This is a genomic window from Ruegeria sp. F11, from assembly GCF_056533855.1.
On the sequence record NZ_JBQFOW010000010.1, the window covers coordinates 212,467 to 235,552 of the forward strand.

The window sequence follows — 23,086 nt, forward strand, 5'->3', positions numbered from 1 at the left end:
CTGATCCGGTTCGGATTTTCACTGGTTCCTGTCATGCGCGCGGCTCAATCGCCCCCTTCGCTGGTTACGCTTATATTCGCCACGGCGCTGTCGGTGCTGTCGCTGAATATGTTCTTGCCATCGCTGGCTCGGATGAGCGCGGATTTTCAGGTTGATTACGCGCTGATGAACCTGTCCATCGCTGCTTATCTGGGCGTGTCCGCAGTTTTGCAATTGATCCTCGGACCGTTGTCGGACCGGTTCGGACGCAGGCCCATCCTGCTGATCGGGATGGGTCTCTTCGCCTTCGCTTCGCTAGGGTGCGTGCTGGCTGAATCGATTTGGGTTTTTCTCGGGTTCCGTCTGCTGCAGGCGGCGGTGGTGGCGGGGCCGGTTCTGTCCAGCGCGTCGATCCGCGACCGGTACCCGCCGAATGAGGCAGCTAGCAAGCTGGGCTACGTCGCAATGGCCATGGCGCTGGCTCCGATGCTGGGGCCAATGCTGGGCGGGGCGCTCGACACGCTGTTTGGCTGGCGCGCGGGGTTCGTGCTGTATCTGGTCTTCGGGACCGGCATGTTCGCGCTGCTTTGGATCGACATGGGCGAGACGAATACCAACCGATCCTCAACCTTTGCCGCCCAGCTTCGCGAATACCCTCATCTGTTCCGCGCCCGCCGGTTCTGGGGCTATGCGCTATGCGCCGCCTTTTCGATCGGGGCCTTCTTCAGCTTCATCACCGGTGCGCCGCTGGTGGCCGCCGCGTGGTTTGACCTGAGCCCGGCAATGCTGGGCCTAGGCATTGGGATCATCACCGGTGGGTTCATGGTCGGCAACTTTATCACCGGGCGTATCGCGGCGCGCACGCAGTTGACGACGATGATCCTGGCGGGCCGCATCGTGGCCTCGACCGGGCCGTTCTGCGGGCTGTTGTTGTTTCTGGCCGACATGGGCTCGGTTTGGGTGTTCTTTGGGTCGGCCATTTGCGTGGGTTTCGGGAACGGACTGACTAACGCCAACGCCTCGGCAGGCGTCATGTCGGTGCGCCCGAAATTGGCGGGCAGTGCGGCGGGGTTGTCGGGCGCGATGATCGTGGCGCTGGGGGCGGTTTTGACCTCGGTGACCGGCGCGTTCGTCAACCCTCAAAACGGGCCGTATCTTGTTCTGGGCATGATGTGCATCAGCAGTTTCGTTGGCCTTCTGGCGATCCTCTACGTGCGCTGGGTCGATCTGCGCGATCCGTTGCCCGATACGATCTGAGCCATCACACATCATAGTGCTTTTCATACGCCGCAGACCATGTTAGGCGGCGCGCGATGGATTTCGGCGCGCTGCGCCAAACACGAAGGAGAGGCCGACATGGCACTGGAACGCACATTCTCGATCATCAAACCCGATGCAACCCGCCGCAACCTGACTGGCAAGATCAACGCCAAGTTCGAAGAAGCCGGCCTGCGCATCGTTGCGCAAAAGCGCATCCACATGACCAAGGCGCAAGCGGGCAAGTTCTATGACGTGCACGCCGAGCGTCCGTTCTACGACGAACTGTGCGAATTCATGTCGTCGGCTCCGGTCGTTGTTCAGGTTCTGGAAGGCGAAGGCGCCATTGCCAAGAACCGCGAAGTGATGGGCGCAACCAACCCCGCAGACGCAGCCCCCGGCACCATCCGCGCCGAGTTCGCTGAATCGGTTGGTGAAAACTCGGTTCACGGTTCGGACGCGCCGGAAACGGCTGCGGTTGAGATCGCCTATTTCTTCTCGGGCATCGAACTGGTCGGCTAAGCCACCGCGCCGATGAAATGATTGGGCCGCTCCTGCCGGGGGCGGCCTTTTTCGTGCCTAGACCGGCTTGAGATCGCCCGGCGACACGCGCACGCCAACAGCGTCCAGATCCGAGATCATCTTGCTTTGCGGGGCAGGGCGGGTGTTGGCCTTTATGGCGTCAAACCTTTGGCGCAACGCCTTTTTCTCATCGCCTTTACAGTCGTTCCACGGGCGGCCCTGCAGGCCCATTACCAGAACGTAGTAGCCGATGAAATGCGGCCTGGTCCCAGCTTGAAGCAACCGGGCATAGGCTGCATCCGCACCCAACTCGCGCAAGTCTTCGGCAGAGTGGATACCGGCGCGGGCGCAGGCCTGTTCAAAGGCCGGGCCAAGATTTCGGATGGATGAGACAGGATTGGACATACGCTTGTCTTAACGGGCCGTCGGTCGAGTGTCATCCGCGCAGACGGTTCGCCCTCGTTTAAATCATCTTGCCGATGTGTGGGAATTGCGATTTCATGACTTCACGCAGTCAACCGAGGTCCGGATGTCGAAGACAAGATGCTCAGGTTGGATGATAAGACCCCATCGCGCCCATTCTGCGGGCGATTGAAACGGGAACGAGCGTTCGGAAGATCGGTTAAGACTATCTTGAGGCTTCGGGGAAGGGCACGTCGTAATGCAAAAAACAGACGGGTTCTTTGTCATCCCGGGCGTGTTTGATGAAGCAGCTTTTGCTGGGTCGCTGACGAATATGTCTATTCGGACGGAAGCGCCGACAGCGCCCAAACCGTGCCGGTTTCTGGATTGTCACGATCAGTCCCTGCGCAAAACCGGCAAGGTTCTTATCGAGGCTGCAGGGACCCTTAAATTGCTGCAGGCTAATGGCCAGACTAGGGTTCAAAGGGCGAAGGGTGCTGGTCGCTTTGTGCAGGACTTGCCCTCTGGCCCAGTACGCGATGCGTTGAAAGGGTTTCCAACCTTGCGCGCCCTGATGGTGATCGGGGCCGCGGAGATCGAGGAAAATGCCCTGTCCATTCTGGACGACCTACAAAAGACGCAAGTGCGCGGTCAATTGCTGACAATCAGATCGGACACCGGGCAGGTTACAATCATCCGAATTCAAAAGCTGAGGGGGTATGACCGGGCTTTTGCCGAAGTTCACGGCGTGCTCGAAGGATTGTCTGCGGACAATGGCGTGATCGAGGGGGTGTTTCGGGGGCTTTTTCCGGGGACGGAGCCTTATCAGGCCAAACCCGAAATCCCCTTAGGCAAGGATGAGCCTTCGATACAAGTGGCGACGGATATTATTCATACATATCTGTCTGTTGCGCGCCAAAACGAAAGCGGCGTGATTGCCGACATTGATACTGAATTCCTGCACGATTATCGCGTTTCTCTGCGGCGCATTCGCTCGGTCCTGAGTCTGTTCAAGGGGGTCTTCTCAGACCACCAAACGGCTGAATTGAAACGTGTCTTTTCCGACGTGATGGCGGCGACCGGCCGGGTGCGCGACCTGGATGTGTATCTGCTGGAAAAGGACATGTATTTCAGCCTTATACCGCCGAACCTTCATGCTGGTGTGCAGGTGATGTTCAACCGGTTCGAGAAAGAACGGGCGCAAGAGTTATCCCGCCTGTCCCGCCGGTTACGCAGTGAGGCTTACAATGCCACCATGGAAGACCTCGCCCACCTGTTCAAAGATACCCAAACGGTAGAGCCGGGGCCTAATGCAAACCGCGCTGCGTATGATTATGCCTGCGCCCTGATATGGAAACGATACCGCAGGGTCTGCAAACTGGCCCGCAGCATCTCTGAGGAGACGCCGGATCAAGTCGTGCACGACCTGCGGATTGACTGCAAGAAGCTGCGCTATTTGATGGAGTTCTTTGCCCCGTTGTTCGATGCCAAAGGTTTCAAGTCGATCATCAAGCCGCTGAAAAAGCTGCAGGATAATCTTGGTCTTTTCAACGACTATTCCGTTCAACAAGAAGCGTTGCTGGATTTCATATCACAGCAAAGCAACGCCCAGGGCCGGGTCGAGGCCCAGCTTGGCCTGGCCGCAGGCGGGCTGATTGCGGTGCTGGATCAGCGCCAAAAGGCAGAACGCGGACGCGTGATTGCGAATTTCCAGCAGTTCGACAGCCCGGACATACGGCAGCTTTTCCGCAGCCTGTTTCACGATGAAAAGGAGTGATGGATGAAGATCATTGCCTGTTACAGCAACAAGGGCGGTGTTGGCAAAACCGCGACCTCGGTGAATTTGGCGTATGCCTATGCGCAGGCGGGTCAACAGGTTCTGCTGTGCGATCTTGATCCGCAGGGCGCGTCGGGGTTTTACTTTCGGGTCAAGCCTTCGAAAAAGCTGACAGATGCCCGGTTTTTTGAAGACGTCAAACGGTTTACAAATGCGATCCGGGCGAGCGATTTCGAAGGGCTGGATGTGCTTCCCGCGAATCTGACATTCCGCGATTTCGATGTCTTCCTGTCTCGGATGCGTAACAAGCGATCGCGTCTGAAAAAGGCTCTGATCGCGGCTGGGAGCGACTATGACGTGATCATTCTGGACTGCCCGCCCAACTTCTCGACTCTGTCCGAGAACATTTTCAAAGCCGCCGATGAAATCGTTGTTCCCGTCATTCCGACAACCCTGTCCGAGCGGACTTTCGATCAACTGGTCAGCTTCTTCGCCGAGCACAACTTGCGCAAGAAAAAGCTGCGCGCCTTTTTCTCGATGGTGCAGGTGCGCAAGGTTTTGCATCAGGAAACGATGAAAAAGATGCGCAAGCTGTACCGCAAGCGCTTTCTGCAGACGGCAATCCCATTTGCGGCGGATATCGAAAAGATGGGTCAACACCGCGCGCCGGTCAGCACCTATGCCCGGCGCAGTGCCGCCAGCGCGGCCTATCAGGCGCTGTTTGACGAACTTGAAAACGGAGTGACTTCGTCCAAATGAGCACGGAAATTGAACGTAAGTTTCTGGTGGCACGCCTTCCGGATCTGGAAGACGCGGATAAGGCGCTGGTACGTCAGGGCTATCTGACGGCCCCGGACGACTCGACTGAACTGCGCCTGCGCCAGAAGGGCGAGCGTTATTTCCTGACCCTCAAAGGTGCAGGGGGGCTGGTTCGGGTCGAGCGTGAGGCCGAACTGTCCCACGAACAGTTCCAGACGTTCTGGCCGGAAACCGAGGGCCGCCGGGTTGCGAAGGAACGGTTCACCAGCCAACTGCCGGATGGTCGGACGTTTGAGTTGGATGTGTTTCAGGGGGATCTCGCGCCGTTATGTCTGGTCGAGGTGGAATTCACCTCCGAACCCGAGGCGCTGGATTTCCAGCCGCCCGACTGGTTCGGCGCGGATGTGACGTCGGATAAACGCTATAAAAACAAGACGATGGCGATCAAAGGTGTTCCAGCCTAGGGCTGGTTTGCCAGCTTGATCGTCGTCTCAAGCCCCGGATCGCAGTTACGCGCGGAAAACGCACCCCCGTGCATGCGCGAAATGGCGGCCACAAGCGCCAGTCCAAGACCCGCGTTGCGCTCGGTCCGGGCCGGATCGAGGGTGACGAAGGGCATTTGCAACTGCTGCAGGTCTTTCTCGGGCACGCCGGGGCCCCGGTCCCGGACGCTCAGGCGGGTGAAGTCGCCATCGCGGGTGATTGAGATCGTGATCGCCGTATCCTGTGGCGCATAGCGCATCGCATTTTCCAGCAGGTTGGACAGCGCCTGCGACAGCAGGGGGCGGTGGCCCTGTATGGGTTCGACCTGTCCAAAGACCTCGAGCGCGATTCCTTTATCCGCCGCCACAGGGTCGTAGAGTTCAACGACATCGCTGACCAGTTGCTGCAAATCTACTAGCTCGAATTGTTCGCGCCCTAGCCCGGCTTCGGCCCGAGAGATATCGGTGAGTTGCCCCAGAACCCGCAGAACATGGTCGATTTCCCCGGTCGCGCGGGCGATGTCGACCTCGCGATCCAGATCGCTTTTGCCCGGATCGGACAGGGCCTCGACCCGTTGCCGCAGGCGGGACAGGGGCGAGCGTAGGTCATGGGCGATTGAGTTCGATGTGGTGCGCAGGTTGCTGATTAGCTCCTCGATCCGGTCAAGCATGTTGTTGAGCGTTCCCGCGACCTGATCGAACTCATCCCCGGTTCCCCGCATCGGCATGCGCCGGGACAGATCGCCCGAGACGATGTTTTCAGCAGTGCTGGCGATGTCGGACAGTCGCGAAAAGACAAGCCGCGTGAACAGCCAGCCAGTCAAAACGCTCAGAACCAGCGCAATGCCAAGCGCCAGCGCCACTGAACGCAAAAGGACCCGGTCAAACTGCTGGCGCGCGATTGCGTCGCGTCCCACCAGCAAACGCTCGCCGCCGGGTAGGCGGATGGAGGCGGCAGAGACCGGTACCAGTTGGTCATCCTCTGCGCGGCGCACATCCAGTTCGACCCACCCGCTGCCTGCGGCGATATTGGCGGGCCAGCTTTTCAGGTTGCCGACCAGCGATGTGCCGCTTCGGTCGGTCAGAAGGTACATCGCGTCCCGTTCCGACGCGCTTGGCAGGCGGCGTTCTATGGCCGTGATCAGGCCGATCAATCCGCGTCGTTCGTACTCATCAGCCAGCCCGGTCAGTTCTGCCGACACGACCGAGCGGGTTTCGGATTCAATACTACGATTGGCGGTTACATAGACCAAAGCCAAAACCGTCGCCGTCAGAAAGGTGCTAAGCACCATACTGGCGACGACGAGCCTTGTTCGCGAATTATTTAGGGAAAGCCGTAGGTTATCCATCAGACATCATGTAACCCGCACCCCTCACGGTTTCAATCAACTGCATCTCTCCACCTTCATCCAACTGGCGGCGCAGCTTCGAGATATGTACGTCCACGACATTGGTGTTGGGGTCGAAATGGTAGTCCCAGACGCCCTCCAATAGCATCGTGCGCGAGACGACGCGGTTCTTGCGGCGCAGGAAAAATTCGAGGATCTGAAACTCGCGCGGGGTCAGCGTGATCTCGCGCCCGTCGCGGGTGACTTTGCGCGTCAGCAAGTCCATCTCAAGGTCTTTGCAGGTGAGCGTCGGCGTCTCCTCGGATTCTTGAGGGCGGCGCAACAAGGCCTCGATCCGCGCGTGCAGTTCCTGAAACGAGAACGGCTTTACCAAGTAATCGTCAGCCCCCGACCGCAGGCCCTTGACCCGCTCATCAACCGCGCTCATCGCGGTCAGCATCAGAACCGGGGTTTTCAGACCTGCCGCGCGCATGGACTTGATCAAGGACAACCCGTCCAGTCCCGGCAGCATCCGGTCCAGCACCACAGCGTCGAACCCGCCATCGGTCGCGTGATACAGGCCCTCGCGGCCATCTGCGGCGACCTCGACCACATAGCCTTCTTCGCTAAAACCCTTGGCGATGAAGTCCCGAGTATCTTCGTCATCTTCAACGATAAGCAGACGTCGGCTCATGATGCGGGTTCCTTTCTACCGGGATTTAAACACAAATTTCAGTCAAAGCACATGATTTACCAAAGCTCTTGCCGGGTGCGGAGAACGCACCCGGCAACCCGGCGGATCGCGGACAAGTCAAACCGCCGGGGAGGCGCGCGCCAGATTTCCCCATCAAGTGGCACGCGCGGGTCTTCGTTTAGGCGACTTCCACCGCAACAAAGATCTGGTTGCCGCCGCGATTGATCAGCACCAGGGCCGGATCGGTTTTCTCGCTGTCCAGCGCCGCCTTCAGCGCATCCGGCGTAAAGGTGTCCTGGTTGCCCAATTTCACGATCACGTCGCCGCGTTGCAGGCCCGCTTTGGCGGCAGGGCTGTCGGGCTTCAACTCGGTCACGACCACGCCGTCGATGTTTTCACCAACACCCATCTCGGCGCGGGACGCGTCGGTCAGGGGGGCGACGGTGACGCCAAGGGATGTGCCCGAGACGTTGGCGTCAACAGCGGTATCCGTGTCGGCCGAGGCCGTCTGATACTGACCGATCGTCAGCTCAAGCTGTTGCTGCTTGCCGTCGCGTAGGACGGTTACCGTGCTGTCGGTGCCCACCTTGGTGGTGCCGACCAGCAAGGGCAGGTCGCTGCTTGAATCGACATCCTTGTCGTTGAACGTCAGGATCACGTCGCCCTGTTGCAGCACGCCATCTGCCGGGCTGCCCGAGACCACCTCGGCCACCAACGCCCCTGCGGACGTGTCGATGCCCAGTGCTGCGGCAAGTTCCGGGCTGACATTCTGGATCGAGACACCCAGCCAGCCGCGGCTGACCTGACCATCATCGCGCAGGTCGGCTGCGATATGTTCGACGATGTTCGATGTCACCGCAAAACCCAGCCCGACCGAACCGCCGCTGGGCGAGTAAATGGCCGAGTTCACGCCGATTACTTCGCCTTCCATGTTGAACAGCGGACCGCCCGAGTTGCCTTTGTTGATGGCCGCATCGGTCTGGATAAACTCGGCGTAGGGCCCCTGCGAGATGTTGCGACCCTTGGCCGAAACGATGCCGGTGGTCACGGTCGAGTTCAAACCGAACGGGTTGCCGATGGCCACCACATCTTCGCCAACGCGGATGACTTCGCTGTCACCCATTTCAACGGCCTGCAGGGTTTCACCGGCGTCGATTTTCAGCACGGCGATATCGGTCAGCGGGTCGGTGCCGATCACCTCGGCCTCGAATGTGCGGTCATCGTTCAGCCGAACCGTGATGACCGAGGCGTTGTCGACCACGTGGTGGTTGGTGATGATGTAACCGGCCTCATCCAGAACGAAGCCTGAACCAAGGCCCTGCGCGGGGCCGCGCTCGGGCGTATTGAACCCTTCCGGGCCGCCAAAGCGCTTGAAGAACTCTCCGAACGGGTGTCCTTCGAAATCGAAATTCTGTCCCTGCGCGGGTGCAGGCGCGGTGTTTTGTTCGGCGATAATGGTCACGACCGAAGGCGAGACGCTTTCGACCAGATCGGCCAGCGCCTCATCCGCCATCGAGGGCAGGGCGGTCGTGGCCAGCATGGCGGCCCCTAATGCACCGGCGCCGACCCAGTTGGACGTGCGCGGCAAAAGAAGCGGGGATTTACGGATGCTCATGTGTGTCTCCTGTATGTACCGCGCGATTGCAGCCGCGCGTTGAAACGGAGATGCCCGTCAAAGCTGAGTCTTTCCTGACTGCTCCATTAAGAAATCTTAATTTCGCCACAAAGGCCCTGTCCTGTGGCGGCGGTGACGATCGTGGATTCGTTCGTTTCGCCGTAATTTCGGCATCCGAATCGGAGAATTGTTGCCGAAATCGGTGTCAAATTTTCAAAAACGTTGAATTAAATCAGTTTGGTTGACAAACGAAGCGGTGCCCTTGGGTGGTTTGGGTAGTTCATCTTTGGATTGTATGCAGTTGCGCGTATCTTTAGAGGGCCACCGTTAAACCTCTCCTTTTGTTTTCAATGCTGAGCAAAAGTTTGCGCATATTGGCCGTTATCGTTGCGCACTCAAAAATACAACTCTCCTTAAAGTAGTGTTGCATCTGGCAAGATGTTGCGCAAATGCCAAACACCTTTCGTCAAACTTACCTGTTTCATCCAATTTTACGTTGTTTCGAAACCTCGGATCGGTGAGGATGATTTTGCCCAAGTAAGGGGGAGTCGAAGGCGCTAGGGGGTGCCAACGGCTAGCTCAGTCTAAAAAGCGCTAGCGGCATGTTAACGAGGGGGTCTTGTTTCGGTTCAGCAGCGGATTGACCAGTACACCTGCGTGGTGATCTGGTTGTGCTTTTGGGATTGGTGAAAAGTGGTAGTCCTGTGTTGGGCAACCGGCCCGGTCGGAAACGACCGGGCCGTGTTCATTTAAGGGGCGCGACTTGCGCGCCAAGCCGCCCAGTCTTCGGGCGTGTCGAGGTCCAGCAGCGCGTTGCGTCCGGGCAGGTGGTGGAGATGGACCTGGTCCTTACGTGCCCGCACCACGGCTTGCGCGCCGTCATCGCCCTGTAGCCGGGACAACTCGCCAATCAGGCTTTGATCAAACAGGACAGGATGACCGGGTTTGCCATCTTCGGTTGCCCCACGCCAGATCAGGTGGTCTGGGTGCGTTATGCGGGATCGCAGGACGGCGGTCAGATCCCCGGCGGTCAGCTCCGGTAGATCCGCCAGCAGCACCATCACTGCCGGGGCGTCTGGCGGAACATGCGCTAGTGCGCCGCGCAGGCTGGCGTTCATCCCTTCGGCAGCGTCGGGGATTGGTACCCTTAGAACTCCAAGATCACCCAGCGCGTCGTGCCTCGGGTGCGGGGCCGGGGGCAAGGCGACGATCACCGGGCCAACGGCACTGGCTGCAATTGCCGAGCGCCGGATCAGTGACATACCGCTGACCTCTTGCATCAGCTTGTCCGCCCCGCCCATGCGGCGCGATTGACCGGCGGCCAGAAGGATAACGGGTATCTCGCTCATTCCGCCAACATGCCCCTGACAAGGAGGGAAGTCATCCCCTCATACGCGCGCCATCTGCGTCAAACAGAGGGGTCGAAATCACTCGGGCCTTGCGCATCTGGCCGAGGATTTCGATCTCCACCTCCAACCCATCGACGGCGCGTTCGGTTGGCAGGAACCCCATCGCGATGGATTTCCCGGCGAAATGAGAATACCCGCCTGACGTGCAGAACCCGACAACCGCGCCGTCCAGCCAGATTGGCTCGTAGGCGTTCACGTCCGCGTCGTCCGCATCGACGTCAAAGGCGACCAGTTTGCGGGTGGTTCCGGCTGCACGTTCGGCCTCTGCCGCCGCGCGCCCGATGAAATCGGCGTTTTTGGAGAATGAGATGAACCGGTCCAACCCCGTTTCCGCCGCCGTGTAGTCGGGCGAAAACTCTCGCATCCACGAGCCAAAGAACTTATCCAGACGCAAGGACATCATGGCTCGCATGCCAAAGGGCACCATGCCATGAGGTTCACCGGCCTGCCACAGCGTCCACCACAATTGCCGCTGAGCCATCGGATCGCAGTAGATCTCATACCCCAGATCGCCGGTGTAGCTGACCCGCTGCACGATGCAGTCGGTCATGCCAACAGTCATGGGACGCACGTCGAGAAACCGCAGCGTTGAAACATCCTCGCGGGTGCAGGCGCTCAGAACCTCAGCGGCTTTTGGCCCTGCGATCTGGAAGCCGTTCAGCCGGTCCGAGATATTTTCGACCGACACACCCGGCTGCTCGTTCTGCTGGAACCAGCGCATGTGGAACGCCTGACTGCCGTAAGAGGCGGTGAGTTGGAAGCATGTCTCGCTTAGGCAGGAAACGGTGAAATCGCCGATCAGCTTGCCCTTGGGGGACAGCATCGGGGTCAGAGATACTCTACCCGGCTGAGGGATACGCCCCGCCATGACCCGATCCAGCCAGTCGCGCGCGCCCGGCCCGGTGATACGGTATTTGCCGAAATTGTGGACCTCATTGATCCCGACGCCCTCACGCACCGCCCGGACTTCGCGGCCCGTCGCCTCAAACGCGTCCGAGCGGCGGAAGGACGGGGTTTCATAACCCGGTTCATCGTCCTGCGCGAAATAGTTTGGCACCTCGAGCCCATATTGTTGGCCCCAGACCGCACCCATGTCGCTGAAGATGTCGTACATCGGGGTGGTGCGGTTTGGGCGTGCGGCGGGCAGTTCCTCGTTCGGGTAGACGACGCTGAACCGTTTTTGGTAGTTTTCGATCACTTTGGGGCGGGTATAGCCGGGGCTGATCCAGTCGCCGAACCGCGCCACGTCCATGGCAAAGACATCCCGTTCCGGTTCGCCCTCGATCATCCACTGTGCCAGCGTCAACCCGACGCCACCGCCCTGACTGAACCCGGCCATCACGCCGCAGGCGGACCAGTAGTTCCGCACCCCCGGCACCGGCCCAACCAGAGGGTTCCCGTCCGGCGCAAAGGTAAACGGCCCGTGGATCACCGATTTCACCCCGGCCTCGGCCAGAACCGGAAATCGGCGATAGGCGAACTCGATACTGTCGGTGATCTTGTCGTAGTCGTCGGGCAGCAGCTCGTGCCCGAACTCCCAAGGTGTGCCATCGACGGCCCAGGGTTTGCAGGGCTGTTCGTAAAAGCCGATGCACAAGCCGCGCCCTTCCTGCCGCAAATAGCTTTCCCCGGCGGGGTCCATCACATGCGGGTGCTCGCCACCCGCGTCGATGATCGCTTCGATCTGAGGGATTGAGTCCGTAACCAAGTATTGGTGCTCCATCGGGTGCAGAGGGAAATAGATGCCCGCCATCGCACCAACCTCGCGCGCCCAAAGGCCGCCTGCGTTGACGATATGTTCAGCGTGGATGGTGCCCTTTTCGGTGACCACATCCCAAGTGCCGTCGGGGCGTTGATTGGTTTCGCGCACCATGCAATGCGTTTCGATCGTCGCCCCACCCATCCGCGCGGCCTTAGCATAGGCATGCGTGGTGCCCGAAGGATCAAGGTGCCCGTCCAGCGGATCGAAAAGCGCGCCTATGATACCGTCTGTATTGGTGATCGGCGCGATCTTCTTGATCTCGTCCGGGCCGACGATTTCTGTTTCCAACCCCATGAACCGGTGCTTGGCACGCTCGGCCAACAGCATGTCGAACCGGTCCTGATTGTCGGCCAGCGTCACCCCGCCCACATGGTGCAGGCCGCAAGACATGCCGGTGATCTCTTCCAGTTCCTTGTACAGACGGATCGTGTACCCCTGCAGCGCCGCCATATTGGTGTCGCCGTTCAGCGTGTGAAACCCGCCCGCCGCGTGCCATGTCGAGCCGCTGGTCAACTCGGACCGTTCCAGCAGCATCACGTCCGACCAGCCGAGTTTCGTCAGGTGATAAAGGACAGAGCAGCCAACAACACCGCCGCCAATGACCGCCACGCGGGTTTCCAGTTTCATAGCTGCCTCCGTCAGATTTTTGGCCAGTCTGATCGGCGGGACTGTTGATGCAAGACGAAAACCGACAAAACATGTCGCAGGAAGGCGGCGGTCGCGTCGCCAACCGTTACAGAGGCCGAATCTTCAGGCCCGTCACCCGATTGCCTTCGCGCGAGGTCACTTCGAAGCGGAAGCCGTGGAAGGAAAACACCTGTCCGACCACCGGGATCATCTGCGCCTCGTGGATGACCAGACCGGCCAGTGTGTTGGCCTCATCATCCGGCAGGGACCATTCCATCGCACGGTTCACGTCGCGGATCGTCATGGCACCTTCGACCAGATACTGACCGTCGTCGGTGCGTGTCACCGGAACTTCTTCGTCGATGTCGAACTCGTCGGCAATCTCACCTACGATTTCTTCCAGAATATCTTCCAGCGTAATCAACCCGCGCAGCGAGCCGTATTCGTCGACGACCAGCGCAAAATGGCTGTGCATGCGCAGGAATTCCCGCATCTGATCGTCCAGAGTGGTGGTCTCGGGCACGAAATACGGATCATTCGCCACCTTCGAGATGTCAAAGGATTTCAGCTTGTCCGTATCCCCGTCAGCGCCGCCCACCTGTGCGTACATGGCGCGGAACAGGTCCTTGGCATGTACAACTCCCACAATGTTTTCGGGCTCATCCCGGAACACGGGCAGGCGGGTATGAGGGCTTTCCAGACATTGTTCCAGAATATCCTCGGGCGGCGCGCTGGCGTCGATCATTTCGATGTTCGAACGGTGCAACATGATTTCCTCGACCGCTCTGTCGCCCAGATCAAGCGCGCCAAGGATACGGTCGCGGTCCTCCTTTTCGACCACGCCTTCGGAATGGCCAAGCTGCAGCGCCCCGGCGATTTCCTCACGCACGGCAAGGATATTGCTGTCGGGGTCGATCTTGACGCCAAACAGGCTGAGAACGCCGCGCACCAACAGACGAACTGCAGCAACGATCGGCGAGAAAACGGTAACGACAACGCCGATGATCGGCGCAACTGCGGCAGCGGCTTTTTCTGAATTGGTGATCGCGTAGGTCTTGGGCAGAACTTCGGCAAAGATCAGAACCAGCAGGGTCATGACCAGCGTGGCCAGCGCCACGCCGCTTTCGCCGAACAGCCGGGTGAACAGCGCCGTCGCCAGCGAGGCCGCGAGGATGTTCACCAGGTTGTTGCCCAGCAGGACCGAGCCGATCAGCCGCTCGTTATCATCGGTAATCTCAAGCGCTTTCTTGGCCCCGCGAGAGCCCTTGTCGGCTTGCGCGCGCAGCTTACCGCGCGACGATGCGGTCAAAGCTGTTTCTGATCCCGAGAAAAAGCCTGACAGGACAAGCAAAAGCAGAATGGCGCCTGTGGTAAGCCAGAACGCGCCGTCGATCAGAGAGGATGTGGGTTCCATCGGTCCTTGTTTGTTCGAGTTCGTGCAACCGTTATGGGGATGCGGCCCCGCCGGATCAAGGGGTTAGCCCTTAGTGTCAGGGTCTTTCGCCAGCGGGTGATGCTCTAGCACAAGTTCGGCCAGCCGTTCATCCAGAACATGGGTGTAGATTTCGGTGGTGGCGACATCGGCATGACCCAGAAGGGTCTGGATCGACCGCAGGTCCGCACCGTTGGCCAGCAGATGCGTTGCAAAGGCGTGGCGCAGGGTGTGTGGGGTGACTTTTTCATGGGAAACGCCGCCATGAACTGCCAGTTCCTTGATCAAGAGAAAGAACATGTGCCGCGTCAGGTGCCCGGATTTTCCTCGCGATGGAAACAGGAACCGAGACCGTTGCCCGCCTTTCTCAACCGCCTGATCCTCGGCCTTGTCGCGGGTTTCCAGCCAATCCGCCAGCGCATCGCGGGCGGGCGGGGAGAGGGGAACCATCCGTTCCTTGCCGCCTTTGCCCAGAACCAGCAGCATCCGTGGGTCGCCCCGCGCGGATGAAACCGGCAGGGACACAAGCTCGGTAACGCGCATGCCGGTGGCATATAGCAGTTCCATCAGGCAGGTGTTGCGCACCCGATCCGCCGGGCTGCGCCCGGTTTCGCGAGCGGCGGCCAGAAGCCGGTCAACCTCGGGGACATCCAGCGTTTTGGGCAGCCGTTTCTGCCGACCCGGTCCCTTGATCTGAATGGCGGGGTTGGTTTCGCGCCAGCCTTCTTCGAACGCAAATCGGTACAACTGTTTAATCGCCGACAATCGCCGCGCGCGGGTAGATCGGGACAGGCCCTGAGCGTCGCAGTCGATTAGATAGGCTTCGATCTGGTCCCGGTCGGCCTGATCAAAACCGGTCTTGCGGCACTTCAACCAAGCGGCAAAGTCTTTCAGGTCCCGCCCATAGGCCAGCAACGTGTTGTTGGCCGCGCCCAACTCGGCGGCTTGCGCCTGAAGAAAAGTGGATATCCACAAGTCTGGCGTGGCTGGGGCGGTCACAACCGGCGGTCCTGCAGGATCAGCAGGTTCAAAGCTGCACGACGGGCGGTGTCTTCCAGACCGACACGGCGCAAGGTGGCGATGGCAGCGGTTAGATCGACCAGATTGCCGCGCGCGCCGTGGGCGAACAGGTGCATGGTTTCCAGAATGGCTTCGCCCAGTTGTCCATTCGCCAGCAGCGCTTCAATGTCCGACGGGATCGGCGCGGCCCAGGCAAACCCCTCGGCAACCGCGTCCGCCGTTGGCGAAGGTGATGGCGCGCGGGCGGGATCGCCCTGTGCCAGCGCGGCCAGAAACTGCGTTTCGATCGAGCCGTCGGGCGGCTCCAACGCGGCCTGCTCGTAGAGGTCGGAGAGCATCAGAACCTGCCAGCGCAGATTTTCGGCGTCCGGCATTGGAAGGGTCAGGTCAAACAGCGGCTCGGCAAAGAGCTCCGCAAAGGCGACCTCAAGCCCGGCGCTGCGCATCTGTTGCCAAACGCCGGGAAGGGTTTTGCCAATGGCCTCGGGGTTGCGGGTGTTCAGCGCGTTTTCAAAACGCTGAACCGCTGCAACCCGATCCCAAACCGCGCCAGAGGCCGCCGGGTCACGTTCAGTGTAAAGGCCGAGCAACTGGTTTGGCGTCAGCGCGCCGATCCGGGTCAGACGCTCGGCTGCTTCGATCTGGGCTTTCCACCCGGCTACATCGCGCAAGTCCGCGTTGGCGAACGCGCGCGGCAGCGGGGCAGAGGGCAGGCGTTCCCCTATCGCTTCGAACAGGCGAAAGCTGAGCGGGTCGGGGTTGTCCGGTTGCGGCAGATAGGCCGCATCCTCGAACAGTTCGGGGCTGAGGAAACGGTCCAGCAGGTCCAGTTCCTCGGGCGGTAGAATCTCCAGCGCATGGGCCGCTTCCAGCGTCAACGCGGCCGAGGCCCAATCCCCCCGACGAGCCTTGCAGAAAATCTGCGCGGCGTAGTCATCGGACAGATGTGGTTGAGCGGTCAGGGCGGTACAGCTGCGGTCCTCGTCTCCGGTAAGAAGCGTGGCGTCAAACCAGCGCCGGAACCGTTCTTGCGAATTTGTGGGGCCCGCGAGTTGCACCAGCGACTGAACGGGGTCCGCAGCGCCAAGCTGAATCAGACGGTCGAGGCGGGCCAGAAGCAGGATTTCTTCGGCACCCGGCCCACCGGGAGACCGTGCCTCGGTCAGCAACAGCGTGAACAGCAGGCGCTGCATGGCCGGGTTGTACTTGACGGGAACGCGCGCAATCAGCTCGGCCAGACGCTCGGGGTCGCTGCCTTGCCACAAATTCACGGGCAGGCCCGTCACCGACGAAGACACCAGCCCCAAGGGTTGCGACAGCGCCTCAAGCGGCGTGACCTCAACATCCGGCTGACCGCCGTTCTGGGTCACGGGCGGCTCAAGCAGCACCGTACCGGGCAAGTTTTCTGGCGGATTCGTCAGCCAGTCGATGGCCGACAGCGGCTCTTGCCCAAATGCCGGTCCGGCCAGAAAGAGCGCCAGCAGTGCGTGCTTAGTCGACATCCAGCGTGACCGGTTCGCGGATTTCGCCCTGCGGAGCCGAAAAATCCGCGCCGAAAAACGGGCCGAGATAGGCATAGCCCACCAGCCCGATGAACCCCAGGCAAATGATATATATCAGGAACTTGATCAGACGGCCCATGGCGCCACGCTGCCTCAATTTTTGATTTTGACCAAGTTATAACTGGCATTTTTTCCAAGATCACGTCATTCACGGTTAAATGAGCGAAATAAAGCATAACACTCACTCAGCGGACACACGGCCCGGTTTTGATCTGCACAAAACCGTGGTTCTGGTGGGCATGATGGGCGCCGGAAAAACAGCGGTAGGCCGGGCGCTGGCCGCGCGGCTTGGCGTGCCCTTCCTCGACAGCGATGCCGAGATCGAATCGGCTGCCAACATGACCATCCCTGAAATATTCGAACGCGATGGCGAGCCCTTTTTTCGCAGCAAGGAATCTCAGATCATCGGTCGGCTGCTAGATGAGGAAAAAGGCATCCTATCGACGGGTGGAGGTGCGTTTCTGTCCGAGAAAAACCGGCGCATGATCACCCAGCGCGGGGCATCGGTCTGGTTGCGGGCGGACCTGAACGTGCTGTGGAACCGGGTGCGCCACAAGGACACGCGACCCTTGCTGCGCACACCTGATCCTTACGCCACGCTCAAAGGCTTGTATGAGGCGCGCGTCCCGATCTATGCCGAGGCCGATCTGACGGTTCTCTCGGACGGGGAGGTTTCGATTGACAATATGGTAGAGCGGGTGCTGCAGGCCCTGACCGCGCGCCCTGACGTTTTGGAACGGAAATAAATGCATCAGACCGTACATGTTGAGCTGGGTGAACGCTCGTATGGCGTTGAAATCGGGCCCGATTTGCTGGCAGACGCGGGCGCACGGATTGCGCCGTTGCTGCATCGGCCCAAAGTGGCGGTTCTGACGGACGAAAACGTGGCCAAGCTGCATCTGGACGCGTTGCGCGACGGCCTAGCGACGGCTGGAATTGAGATGACATCGCTGACTCTGCCCGCTGGGGAGGCCACCAAAAGCTGGCCGCATTTCGAACGCGCCGTCGAGTGGCTGCTGGCGGAAAAAATCGAGCGTCGCGACGTTGTTGTTGCTCTTGGCGGCGGTGTCATCGGCGATCTCGTGGGGTTTGCGGCGGCGGTGATGCGGCGCGGGGTGCGGTTTGTGCAGGTGCCTACGTCTCTGTTGGCGCAAGTCGACAGTTCCGTGGGCGGCAAGACCGGCATCAACGCGCCGCAGGGCAAGAACCTGATCGGGGCGTTTCACCAACCCTCTCTGGTTTTGGCGGATACATCCGTTTTGGGTACCCTGACCGCGCGGGATTTTCTTGCGGGCTATGGCGAGGTCGTCAAATACGGCCTGCTGGGCGATGCCGAGTTCTTCGAATGGCTTGAAGCCAATGGCCCAGTTTTGTCCTCGGGCGACATGGCCGCGCGTGTTCAGGCCGTGACCCGCTCTGTCCAGATGAAGGCCGACATCGTGGCGCGGGATGAGACCGAGCAGGGCGACCGGGCGTTGCTGAACCTGGGCCATACATTTTGCCACGCGCTCGAAGCCGCGACAGGGTATTCCGACCGGCTGCTGCACGGTGAAGGAGTGGCCATCGGTTGCGCTTTGGCGTTCGAGTTGTCCTCGCGCCTGGGTCTATGTTCGCAGGAAGACCCCAGCCGTGTTCGGGCGCATTTGCGGGCGATGGGGATGAAAACCGATCTGGCTGATATCCCCGGCGACTTGCCGGGGGCCGAGGCGTTGGTTGACCTGATGGCGCAGGACAAGAAGGTTGTTGACGGGCAGTTGCGGTTCATTCTGGCGCGGGGGATCGGGCAGGCCTTTGTGACCTCGGATGTGCCGCGCGACGCGGTTCTGTCGGTGCTGCAGGATGCTTTGGCATCGGCCTGATCAAGGCGCGCCTAACGTCCCCGGATCACCATCAACTCACCGATATTCTCGCGCGTGATATACCCGACCATCCGTCCCGTCCGGCTGAGAACGGCGATAGCCGGGGCGCCTCTGTGCAATCCTTTGAGAACAGTTTCCAACCCGGCCGTCAGGGCGACTTGCGGAATTTCTGTGACCATGATCGACGTCGCCGGGTCCGAGCGTGGGTGATCCCCTGCCAGCGCTGCAAACAAGCGGTCACGGGTCACGAATCCGAGCAGCAGACCTTCGGCATCCAGAACAGGAAGCTCGTGCTGGGTCGTGTGAATAACGGCCTGCGCCGCCGTGCTTAGCGTGTCCTCGGGTGACAGGGCGTGAAATTCGGTGATCATGGCATCCCGCGCCAGAACGCGGCGCGCTACGGACCGCAGCGCGACATCCTGACTTTCGGCATTGGCCGCAATGAACACAAAAACCGCGATCAGAACGAGGATCGGGTTGCCGGAACTCAGCCCCAAAAACCCGAGACCGACGGCTACAACCTGCCCACCCAAAGCGGCGACGCGGGTGGCCTTGACCCGGTCCATCCGCAGGCACAACAACGCGCGGAACACACGGCCCCCATCCATCGGGAAGGCGGGGATCATATTGAACGCCGCCAGCAGCAGGTTGATATAGGCCAGCCGGTTCAGGAACCCTGCATTGGGCGAGTCGATCTGGGTAATGGTCTCGAAAGGCGCGCCAGCACCAAGAACGACCAGCACAAGCCATATGACGATATTGACGGCAGGCCCGGCCAGCGCCACCCAGACCTCTTGCATCGAATTGTCCGGCATCCGCTCCAGCCGCGCCAGCCCGCCGATGGGCAGCAGGGTGATGTCGGGGGTCTTGATGCCATAGCGCCGCGCCATCAGCGCGTGACCGAATTCATGCGCCACGACGCAGGCAAAAAGCAGAAGAACAAACAGCAGGTTTTCAACCGCCGCAGGCCAGCCGCCGTTGTTATAGGCGGCAAATCCGATCCAGGCCAAAAGCAGGAAAAAGGTGACATGGACCCTCAGTTCGGAGCCAAGCAGGCGGCCGAGTGAGAAGGACCATGTCATGTTTTGTCTCCGTTTCGGTTAGAACGGAATCTCATCGTCGTCGATTCCGCCCGAGGCCGGTGCGGGTGAGCTGGATTGGCCGCCATAGGGATCGCCGTAGCCACCACCAGCCTGACCGCCGCCATATCCGCCTGACTGACCGCCGCCGCCTTCACCGCGGCTGTCCAGCAGGGTCAGCTCGCCACGATAGGGGCGCAGCACAACCTCGGTCGAGTACCGGTCCTGACCCGATTGATCCTGCCATTTGCGGGTTTCCAACTGGCCCTCGATATAGACCTTACTGCCCTTGCGCAGGTATTGCTCGGCGATACGGGCCAGCGGTTCCGAGAAGATGGCGACCGAGTGCCATTCCGTCCGCTCGCGCCGTTCGCCCGTGTTCCGGTCCTTCCAGGTCTCGGATGTAGCGATGCGCAGGTTGCACACTTTGCCTCCGTTTTGGAACGACCGGACTTCGGGATCGCGGCCAAGATTGCCCACCAGAATGACCTTGTTTACTGAGCCTGCCATGTATTTCCCCGTTCTGTTCTACATAGAATGCGCCGAATCTGGCGCTGTGTTTCAGAGCGACCCTATACGGCCTGCAACTTGGTTAAAACATGGTTGATGGCCACACCTTCAGGCTGATTTCTTAGGGTGGCCTTTACCAAGCTTTCATTTTTAGTTGGAATACCTATACTCCGACTGGTTTTTGAACGGGCAGGATAGGCATTTATGCGATCTCTGGTAGTTGGTTTTACGGTTGCGTGTTTTGCGCTGGCGAATGGCCCGGTGCAGGCTGAAACGCTGTCCTCGAAAAGTCGCAAGGACATTTTTCTAAAGCAAGCCAAGGTTCTGGATGGCCGCGCCGCAACGCAATACCGCGATTCCGCGCGTCTGAAGCCGAAGACGTCCCAGAGCACGTTCAACAAGCGCTACACCGGCAAGTATCGGGGGGAATATCTGGCACTGGCCCGCAATGCCGCACGTCTGCACAGCGTGCCAGAGGACCTGTTCTTGCGCCTCGTTCAGCAGGAAAGCGGCTGGAACCCGCATGCTAAGTCGCACAAAGGGGCGTTGGGGCTGGCGCAGCTTATGCCGCAGACGGCCGAACTGTTGGGTGTGAACCCGCATGACCCCAAACAAAACCTTGAGGGCGGCGCGCGCTATCTGTCGTGGCAGTACCGCAAGTTCAAATCATGGAAACTGGCGTTGGCCGCCTATAACGCGGGCCCGAAAGCTGTTGAAAAGCATGGTGGGATTCCACCCTACAAAGAAACGCAGAATTACGTTCGGGTCATCTGGGGCGGCTGACACGTAGCCCCGTTCAATGAAAAAGGACCAGCGCAGGGGCTGGTCCTTTTCGTTTGCGCCGTTACTCGGCTGCGATTTTGATAACCGGTTCCATGCGCGCAAGGATATCTTCGGCCAGGTGGCATTTGACCTGATGCCCTTCCGCCAACGTCTTGACCGGAGGCACATCCGATTCACACCGGCCATCTGGCACTTCCGATTTCCAACGACACCGCGTCTGGAAAGGACACCCCGGAGGCGGATTCATCGCCGACGGAATGTCGCCTTCCAGAACGATATGTTCTTTCTCAATCGAGGTATCCGCGATGGGAACCGCGCTCAGCAGCGCTTCGGTATAGGGGTGGTAGGGCGGTGCGAACACCTGATCCGTTGTCCCAAGTTCGACCACATGGCCCAGATACATCACCATCACCCGGTCGCTGAGGTAGCGCACAATCGACAGATCGTGGCTGATGAACAGCAGCGTGGTCTTGTGCTCGCGCTGAATCTCCATCAGCAGGTCGGTGACGGCGGCCTGCACGGACACATCCAGCGCCGACACCGGCTCGTCCGCCACAACAATCCGCGCGTCACCCGCAAAGGCGCGCGCGATGCCGACCCGCTGTTTCTGCCCGCCTGACAATTGGCGCGGCATCCGGTCGGCAAAGGCGCGGGGCAGCTTCACTAGATCCAGAAGCTCAAGCATCCGCTTCTTGCGCTCGGCCTCGGAGTTGCCGACACCGAAGATTTCCAACGCCCTGATGATCTGCCGCCCCACCGTCATCGACGGGTTCAGCGTGTCAAACGGGTTCTGGAAAACCATCTGAACCTCGCCCACGGTCTTGGCATCACGTTCTTCGATGGGCACCGCTTCGATGTTGCGGTTGTCCAGCAGAATCTGCCCGTCCGTGGCCGTTTCCAAACCCATCAGAACCTTGGCAAAGGTCGACTTGCCGCAGCCGGATTCACCCACGATGGCAAGTGTTTCCGATTCATGTGCCTCGAAACTCAGCGTCTCGTTGGCCTTGACCACTTTCGTTGCACCACCGCCGAACAGAGCGTTCGCGGCCACCTCATAGTATTTCTTGAGGTTGTCCATTTTCAGGACCGTACGACCAATCTCGGCCTTCTCCTTCTGTTCGCCCACGGTGATCGGCGCGTTCCAGTCGATCTCTTTAAACTTCAGACACCGCGTGTGGTGACGATCATTGCCGGGCACAGCCTCCATCAGAATGTTCTGCGCGTCACAGCGGCCTTCTTCGAAATAGTCACAGCGCGGGCCAAAGTTACAACCCGGCGGACGCTCATGCGGCAGCGGGAAGTTCCCCGGAATCGCCACCAGCGGGCGCGCATTCTTGTCGGCGCCCGGCAGGGGGATCGAGCGGAACAGCGCCTGCGTATAAGGATGCTGCATCTCGTCGAACACATCATGGATCGAGCCGCGCTCGACCGCCTCGCCGGAATACATCACACACAGCCGGTCGCAGGTTTCCAGAACCAGCCCCAGATTGTGCGAGATAAACAGCATCGAAGTGCCGTATTTCTTGCCTAGATCCTTGACCAGTTCGACCACGGCGGCCTCAACCGTCACGTCCAGCGCTGTTGTGGGCTCGTCCAAAATCAAAAGCGCCGGTTTCGACATCAGTGCCATCGCGATCACGATCCGCTGTTGTTGACCACCCGACAACTGATGCGGGAACGAATTCAGCATCCGCTCTGGGTCAGGCAAGCGCACATCGGTCACCACTTCCAGCGCGCGGGCATAGGCCTCTTCCTGCCCAACGCCCTCGTGGATCATCGGGACTTCCATCAGCTGCTTGCCAATCTTCATCGCCGGGTTCAGCGAGGCCATAGGCTCCTGATAGATCATCGCGATCTCATTGCCACGAATGTCGCGCAACTCCTCGGTCGTCATCTCGCCCAGATCACGCCCTTTGAACTTGATCGAACCGCCAACGATGCGCCCGTTCTTGCCGAGATCCTGCATGACGCCCAGCGCCACGGTGGATTTACCGCACCCGGATTCACCCACCAGCCCCACAGCCTCACCCGGCTGCACGCTGACCGAGAAATCCATAACAGCGGGAATTTCCCTCAACCGGGTAAAGAAGGAAATCGAAAGCTTGTCGATCTCCAGAATAGGCCCGTCATAATCCGCCAGTTTGTTCATCTTGTTACTCCTCGCGAGAGTCCGGGGGATCCCCTTCATCTGGCTAAAAATATCCCGGCGGTCCGGGGGCAGAGCCCCC

General features: G+C 60.0%; 21 protein-coding genes. 8 read left to right on the forward strand and 13 right to left on the reverse strand.

The features are described from left to right. Positions 1-33: 33 nt before the first annotated feature. Together ACR0NJ_RS15200 and ndk are read left to right on the forward strand one after the other, a co-directional pair. Positions 34-1,236, forward strand: coding sequence for a multidrug effflux MFS transporter (locus ACR0NJ_RS15200; protein WP_480817980.1), 1,203 nt, complete (start codon positions 34-36; stop codon positions 1,234-1,236). Positions 1,237-1,335: 99 nt separating this feature from the next. Beyond that, positions 1,336-1,758: a nucleoside-diphosphate kinase gene (gene ndk / locus ACR0NJ_RS15205; RefSeq protein ID WP_008757405.1), complete on the forward strand. Its 423-nt coding sequence runs from the start codon at positions 1,336-1,338 to the stop codon at positions 1,756-1,758. A gap of 57 nt (positions 1,759-1,815) precedes the next feature. Here the strand turns inward: ndk and ACR0NJ_RS15210 are convergent, their stop codons facing one another. Further along, the gene (locus ACR0NJ_RS15210; protein ID WP_480817981.1) at positions 1,816-2,163 is read right to left on the reverse strand and encodes a TfoX/Sxy family protein; all 348 of its coding nucleotides are present in this window, start codon (positions 2,161-2,163) and stop codon (positions 1,816-1,818) included. Positions 2,164-2,419: 256 nt separating this feature from the next. Between ACR0NJ_RS15210 and ACR0NJ_RS15215 the strand changes: the two genes are divergently transcribed. Genes ACR0NJ_RS15215 through ACR0NJ_RS15225 form a run of 3 tightly spaced genes read left to right on the forward strand, consistent with a single transcriptional unit; the run spans position 2,420 to position 5,160 of the window. Beyond that, positions 2,420-3,937: a CHAD domain-containing protein gene (locus ACR0NJ_RS15215; RefSeq protein WP_480817982.1), complete on the forward strand. Its 1,518-nt coding sequence runs from the start codon at positions 2,420-2,422 to the stop codon at positions 3,935-3,937. A 3-nt stretch (positions 3,938-3,940) separates the two neighbouring features. After that, positions 3,941-4,696: a ParA family protein gene (locus ACR0NJ_RS15220; RefSeq protein WP_480817983.1), complete on the forward strand. Its 756-nt coding sequence runs from the start codon at positions 3,941-3,943 to the stop codon at positions 4,694-4,696. Continuing rightward, on the forward strand, positions 4,693-5,160 hold the full coding sequence (locus ACR0NJ_RS15225) for a CYTH domain-containing protein (RefSeq protein WP_480817984.1): 468 nt from the start codon (positions 4,693-4,695) through the stop codon (positions 5,158-5,160). Before ACR0NJ_RS15220 ends, ACR0NJ_RS15225 begins: the two co-directional genes overlap by 4 nt. Here ACR0NJ_RS15225 and ACR0NJ_RS15230 read toward each other — a convergent pair. From ACR0NJ_RS15230 to ACR0NJ_RS15270, 9 genes are all read right to left on the reverse strand, one after another. Beyond that, complete coding sequence (locus ACR0NJ_RS15230; protein ID WP_480817985.1) at positions 5,157-6,470, reverse strand: sensor histidine kinase; 1,314 nt, start codon at positions 6,468-6,470, stop codon at positions 5,157-5,159. The genes ACR0NJ_RS15225 and ACR0NJ_RS15230 overlap by 4 nt on opposite strands. Positions 6,471-6,519: 49 nt before the next feature. Continuing rightward, positions 6,520-7,200 carry a response regulator transcription factor gene (locus ACR0NJ_RS15235; RefSeq protein WP_480817986.1) on the reverse strand — a complete coding sequence of 227 codons (681 nt, stop codon included), beginning with the start codon at positions 7,198-7,200 and terminating at the stop codon, positions 6,520-6,522. A 178-nt stretch (positions 7,201-7,378) separates the two neighbouring features. Then, complete coding sequence (locus ACR0NJ_RS15240) at positions 7,379-8,815, reverse strand: DegQ family serine endoprotease (protein ID WP_480817987.1); 1,437 nt, start codon at positions 8,813-8,815, stop codon at positions 7,379-7,381. 749 nt (positions 8,816-9,564) lie between these two features. Next, positions 9,565-10,164 (reverse strand): nucleotidyltransferase family protein, encoded by a 600-nt coding sequence (locus tag ACR0NJ_RS15245; protein WP_480817988.1) that lies wholly within the window; start codon positions 10,162-10,164, stop codon positions 9,565-9,567. Between the two features lie 31 nt (positions 10,165-10,195). Continuing rightward, positions 10,196-12,613: a GcvT family protein gene (locus ACR0NJ_RS15250; RefSeq protein ID WP_480817989.1), complete on the reverse strand. Its 2,418-nt coding sequence runs from the start codon at positions 12,611-12,613 to the stop codon at positions 10,196-10,198. 106 nt (positions 12,614-12,719) lie between these two features. Beyond that, positions 12,720-14,027, reverse strand: coding sequence for an HlyC/CorC family transporter (locus ACR0NJ_RS15255; protein WP_480817990.1), 1,308 nt, complete (start codon positions 14,025-14,027; stop codon positions 12,720-12,722). A gap of 63 nt (positions 14,028-14,090) precedes the next feature. Beyond that, entirely contained in the window at positions 14,091-15,044 is a 954-nt protein-coding gene (locus ACR0NJ_RS15260) for a tyrosine recombinase (RefSeq protein ID WP_480817991.1), read from the reverse strand. Next, positions 15,041-16,567 carry a hypothetical protein gene (locus ACR0NJ_RS15265; RefSeq protein WP_480817992.1) on the reverse strand — a complete coding sequence of 509 codons (1,527 nt, stop codon included), beginning with the start codon at positions 16,565-16,567 and terminating at the stop codon, positions 15,041-15,043. Before ACR0NJ_RS15265 ends, ACR0NJ_RS15260 begins: the two co-directional genes overlap by 4 nt. Next, positions 16,557-16,706, reverse strand: a complete 150-nt coding sequence (locus ACR0NJ_RS15270; protein ID WP_480610367.1) for a hypothetical protein — start codon at positions 16,704-16,706, stop codon at positions 16,557-16,559. The genes ACR0NJ_RS15265 and ACR0NJ_RS15270 overlap by 11 nt, the downstream gene beginning before the upstream one ends. A 79-nt stretch (positions 16,707-16,785) precedes the next feature. Between ACR0NJ_RS15270 and ACR0NJ_RS15275 the strand changes: the two genes are divergently transcribed. After that, positions 16,786-17,373 (forward strand): shikimate kinase, encoded by a 588-nt coding sequence (locus tag ACR0NJ_RS15275; protein WP_480817993.1) that lies wholly within the window; start codon positions 16,786-16,788, stop codon positions 17,371-17,373. Beyond that, on the forward strand, positions 17,374-18,486 hold the full coding sequence (aroB, locus tag ACR0NJ_RS15280; protein WP_480817994.1) for a 3-dehydroquinate synthase: 1,113 nt from the start codon (positions 17,374-17,376) through the stop codon (positions 18,484-18,486). It abuts the gene before it with no gap. A gap of 11 nt (positions 18,487-18,497) precedes the next feature. Here aroB and ACR0NJ_RS15285 read toward each other — a convergent pair whose 3' ends face one another. Together ACR0NJ_RS15285 and ssb are read right to left on the reverse strand one after the other, a co-directional pair. After that, entirely contained in the window at positions 18,498-19,568 is a 1,071-nt protein-coding gene (locus ACR0NJ_RS15285) for a site-2 protease family protein (protein ID WP_480817995.1), read from the reverse strand. Positions 19,569-19,586: 18 nt separating this feature from the next. Then, the gene (gene ssb / locus ACR0NJ_RS15290) at positions 19,587-20,075 is read right to left on the reverse strand and encodes a single-stranded DNA-binding protein (RefSeq protein ID WP_480817996.1); all 489 of its coding nucleotides are present in this window, start codon (positions 20,073-20,075) and stop codon (positions 19,587-19,589) included. A 204-nt stretch (positions 20,076-20,279) separates the two neighbouring features. On the opposite strand from ssb, the gene ACR0NJ_RS15295 reads away from it, so the two are divergent. Then, a complete protein-coding gene (locus ACR0NJ_RS15295; RefSeq protein ID WP_480817997.1) occupies positions 20,280-20,858 on the forward strand; it encodes a lytic transglycosylase domain-containing protein in 579 nt (192 codons plus the stop codon). A 61-nt stretch (positions 20,859-20,919) separates the two neighbouring features. On the opposite strand, the gene ACR0NJ_RS15300 is transcribed toward ACR0NJ_RS15295, so the two are convergent. Continuing rightward, positions 20,920-23,007 (reverse strand): dipeptide ABC transporter ATP-binding protein, encoded by a 2,088-nt coding sequence (locus tag ACR0NJ_RS15300; RefSeq protein ID WP_480817998.1) that lies wholly within the window; start codon positions 23,005-23,007, stop codon positions 20,920-20,922. Positions 23,008-23,086 lie beyond the last annotated feature (79 nt).

Bases quoted from the DNA above. Each gene is read 5' to 3' on its own strand.
- ACR0NJ_RS15235 (WP_480817986.1), bottom strand. From the start codon at position 7,200: ATGAGCCGACGTCTGCTTATCGTTGAAGATGACGAAGATACTCGGGAC.
- ACR0NJ_RS15265 (WP_480817992.1), bottom strand. From the start codon at position 16,567: ATGTCGACTAAGCACGCACTGCTGGCGCTCTTTCTGGCCGGACCGGCA.
- aroB (WP_480817994.1), top strand. From the start codon at position 17,374: ATGCATCAGACCGTACATGTTGAGCTGGGTGAACGCTCGTATGGCGTT.
- ACR0NJ_RS15210 (WP_480817981.1), bottom strand. From the start codon at position 2,163: ATGTCCAATCCTGTCTCATCCATCCGAAATCTTGGCCCGGCCTTTGAA.
- ACR0NJ_RS15275 (WP_480817993.1), top strand. From the start codon at position 16,786: ATGAGCGAAATAAAGCATAACACTCACTCAGCGGACACACGGCCCGGT.
- ACR0NJ_RS15285 (WP_480817995.1), bottom strand. From the start codon at position 19,568: ATGACATGGTCCTTCTCACTCGGCCGCCTGCTTGGCTCCGAACTGAGG.
- ACR0NJ_RS15215 (WP_480817982.1), top strand. From the start codon at position 2,420: ATGCAAAAAACAGACGGGTTCTTTGTCATCCCGGGCGTGTTTGATGAA.
- ACR0NJ_RS15255 (WP_480817990.1), bottom strand. From the start codon at position 14,027: ATGGAACCCACATCCTCTCTGATCGACGGCGCGTTCTGGCTTACCACA.
- ACR0NJ_RS15295 (WP_480817997.1), top strand. From the start codon at position 20,280: ATGCGATCTCTGGTAGTTGGTTTTACGGTTGCGTGTTTTGCGCTGGCG.
- ACR0NJ_RS15300 (WP_480817998.1), bottom strand. From the start codon at position 23,007: ATGAACAAACTGGCGGATTATGACGGGCCTATTCTGGAGATCGACAAG.
- ACR0NJ_RS15225 (WP_480817984.1), top strand. From the start codon at position 4,693: ATGAGCACGGAAATTGAACGTAAGTTTCTGGTGGCACGCCTTCCGGAT.
- ACR0NJ_RS15250 (WP_480817989.1), bottom strand. From the start codon at position 12,613: ATGAAACTGGAAACCCGCGTGGCGGTCATTGGCGGCGGTGTTGTTGGC.
- ssb (WP_480817996.1), bottom strand. From the start codon at position 20,075: ATGGCAGGCTCAGTAAACAAGGTCATTCTGGTGGGCAATCTTGGCCGC.
- ACR0NJ_RS15245 (WP_480817988.1), bottom strand. From the start codon at position 10,164: ATGAGCGAGATACCCGTTATCCTTCTGGCCGCCGGTCAATCGCGCCGC.
- ACR0NJ_RS15270 (WP_480610367.1), bottom strand. From the start codon at position 16,706: ATGGGCCGTCTGATCAAGTTCCTGATATATATCATTTGCCTGGGGTTC.
- ACR0NJ_RS15200 (WP_480817980.1), top strand. From the start codon at position 34: ATGCGCGCGGCTCAATCGCCCCCTTCGCTGGTTACGCTTATATTCGCC.
- ndk (WP_008757405.1), top strand. From the start codon at position 1,336: ATGGCACTGGAACGCACATTCTCGATCATCAAACCCGATGCAACCCGC.
- ACR0NJ_RS15230 (WP_480817985.1), bottom strand. From the start codon at position 6,470: ATGGTGCTTAGCACCTTTCTGACGGCGACGGTTTTGGCTTTGGTCTAT.
- ACR0NJ_RS15240 (WP_480817987.1), bottom strand. From the start codon at position 8,815: ATGAGCATCCGTAAATCCCCGCTTCTTTTGCCGCGCACGTCCAACTGG.
- ACR0NJ_RS15220 (WP_480817983.1), top strand. From the start codon at position 3,941: ATGAAGATCATTGCCTGTTACAGCAACAAGGGCGGTGTTGGCAAAACC.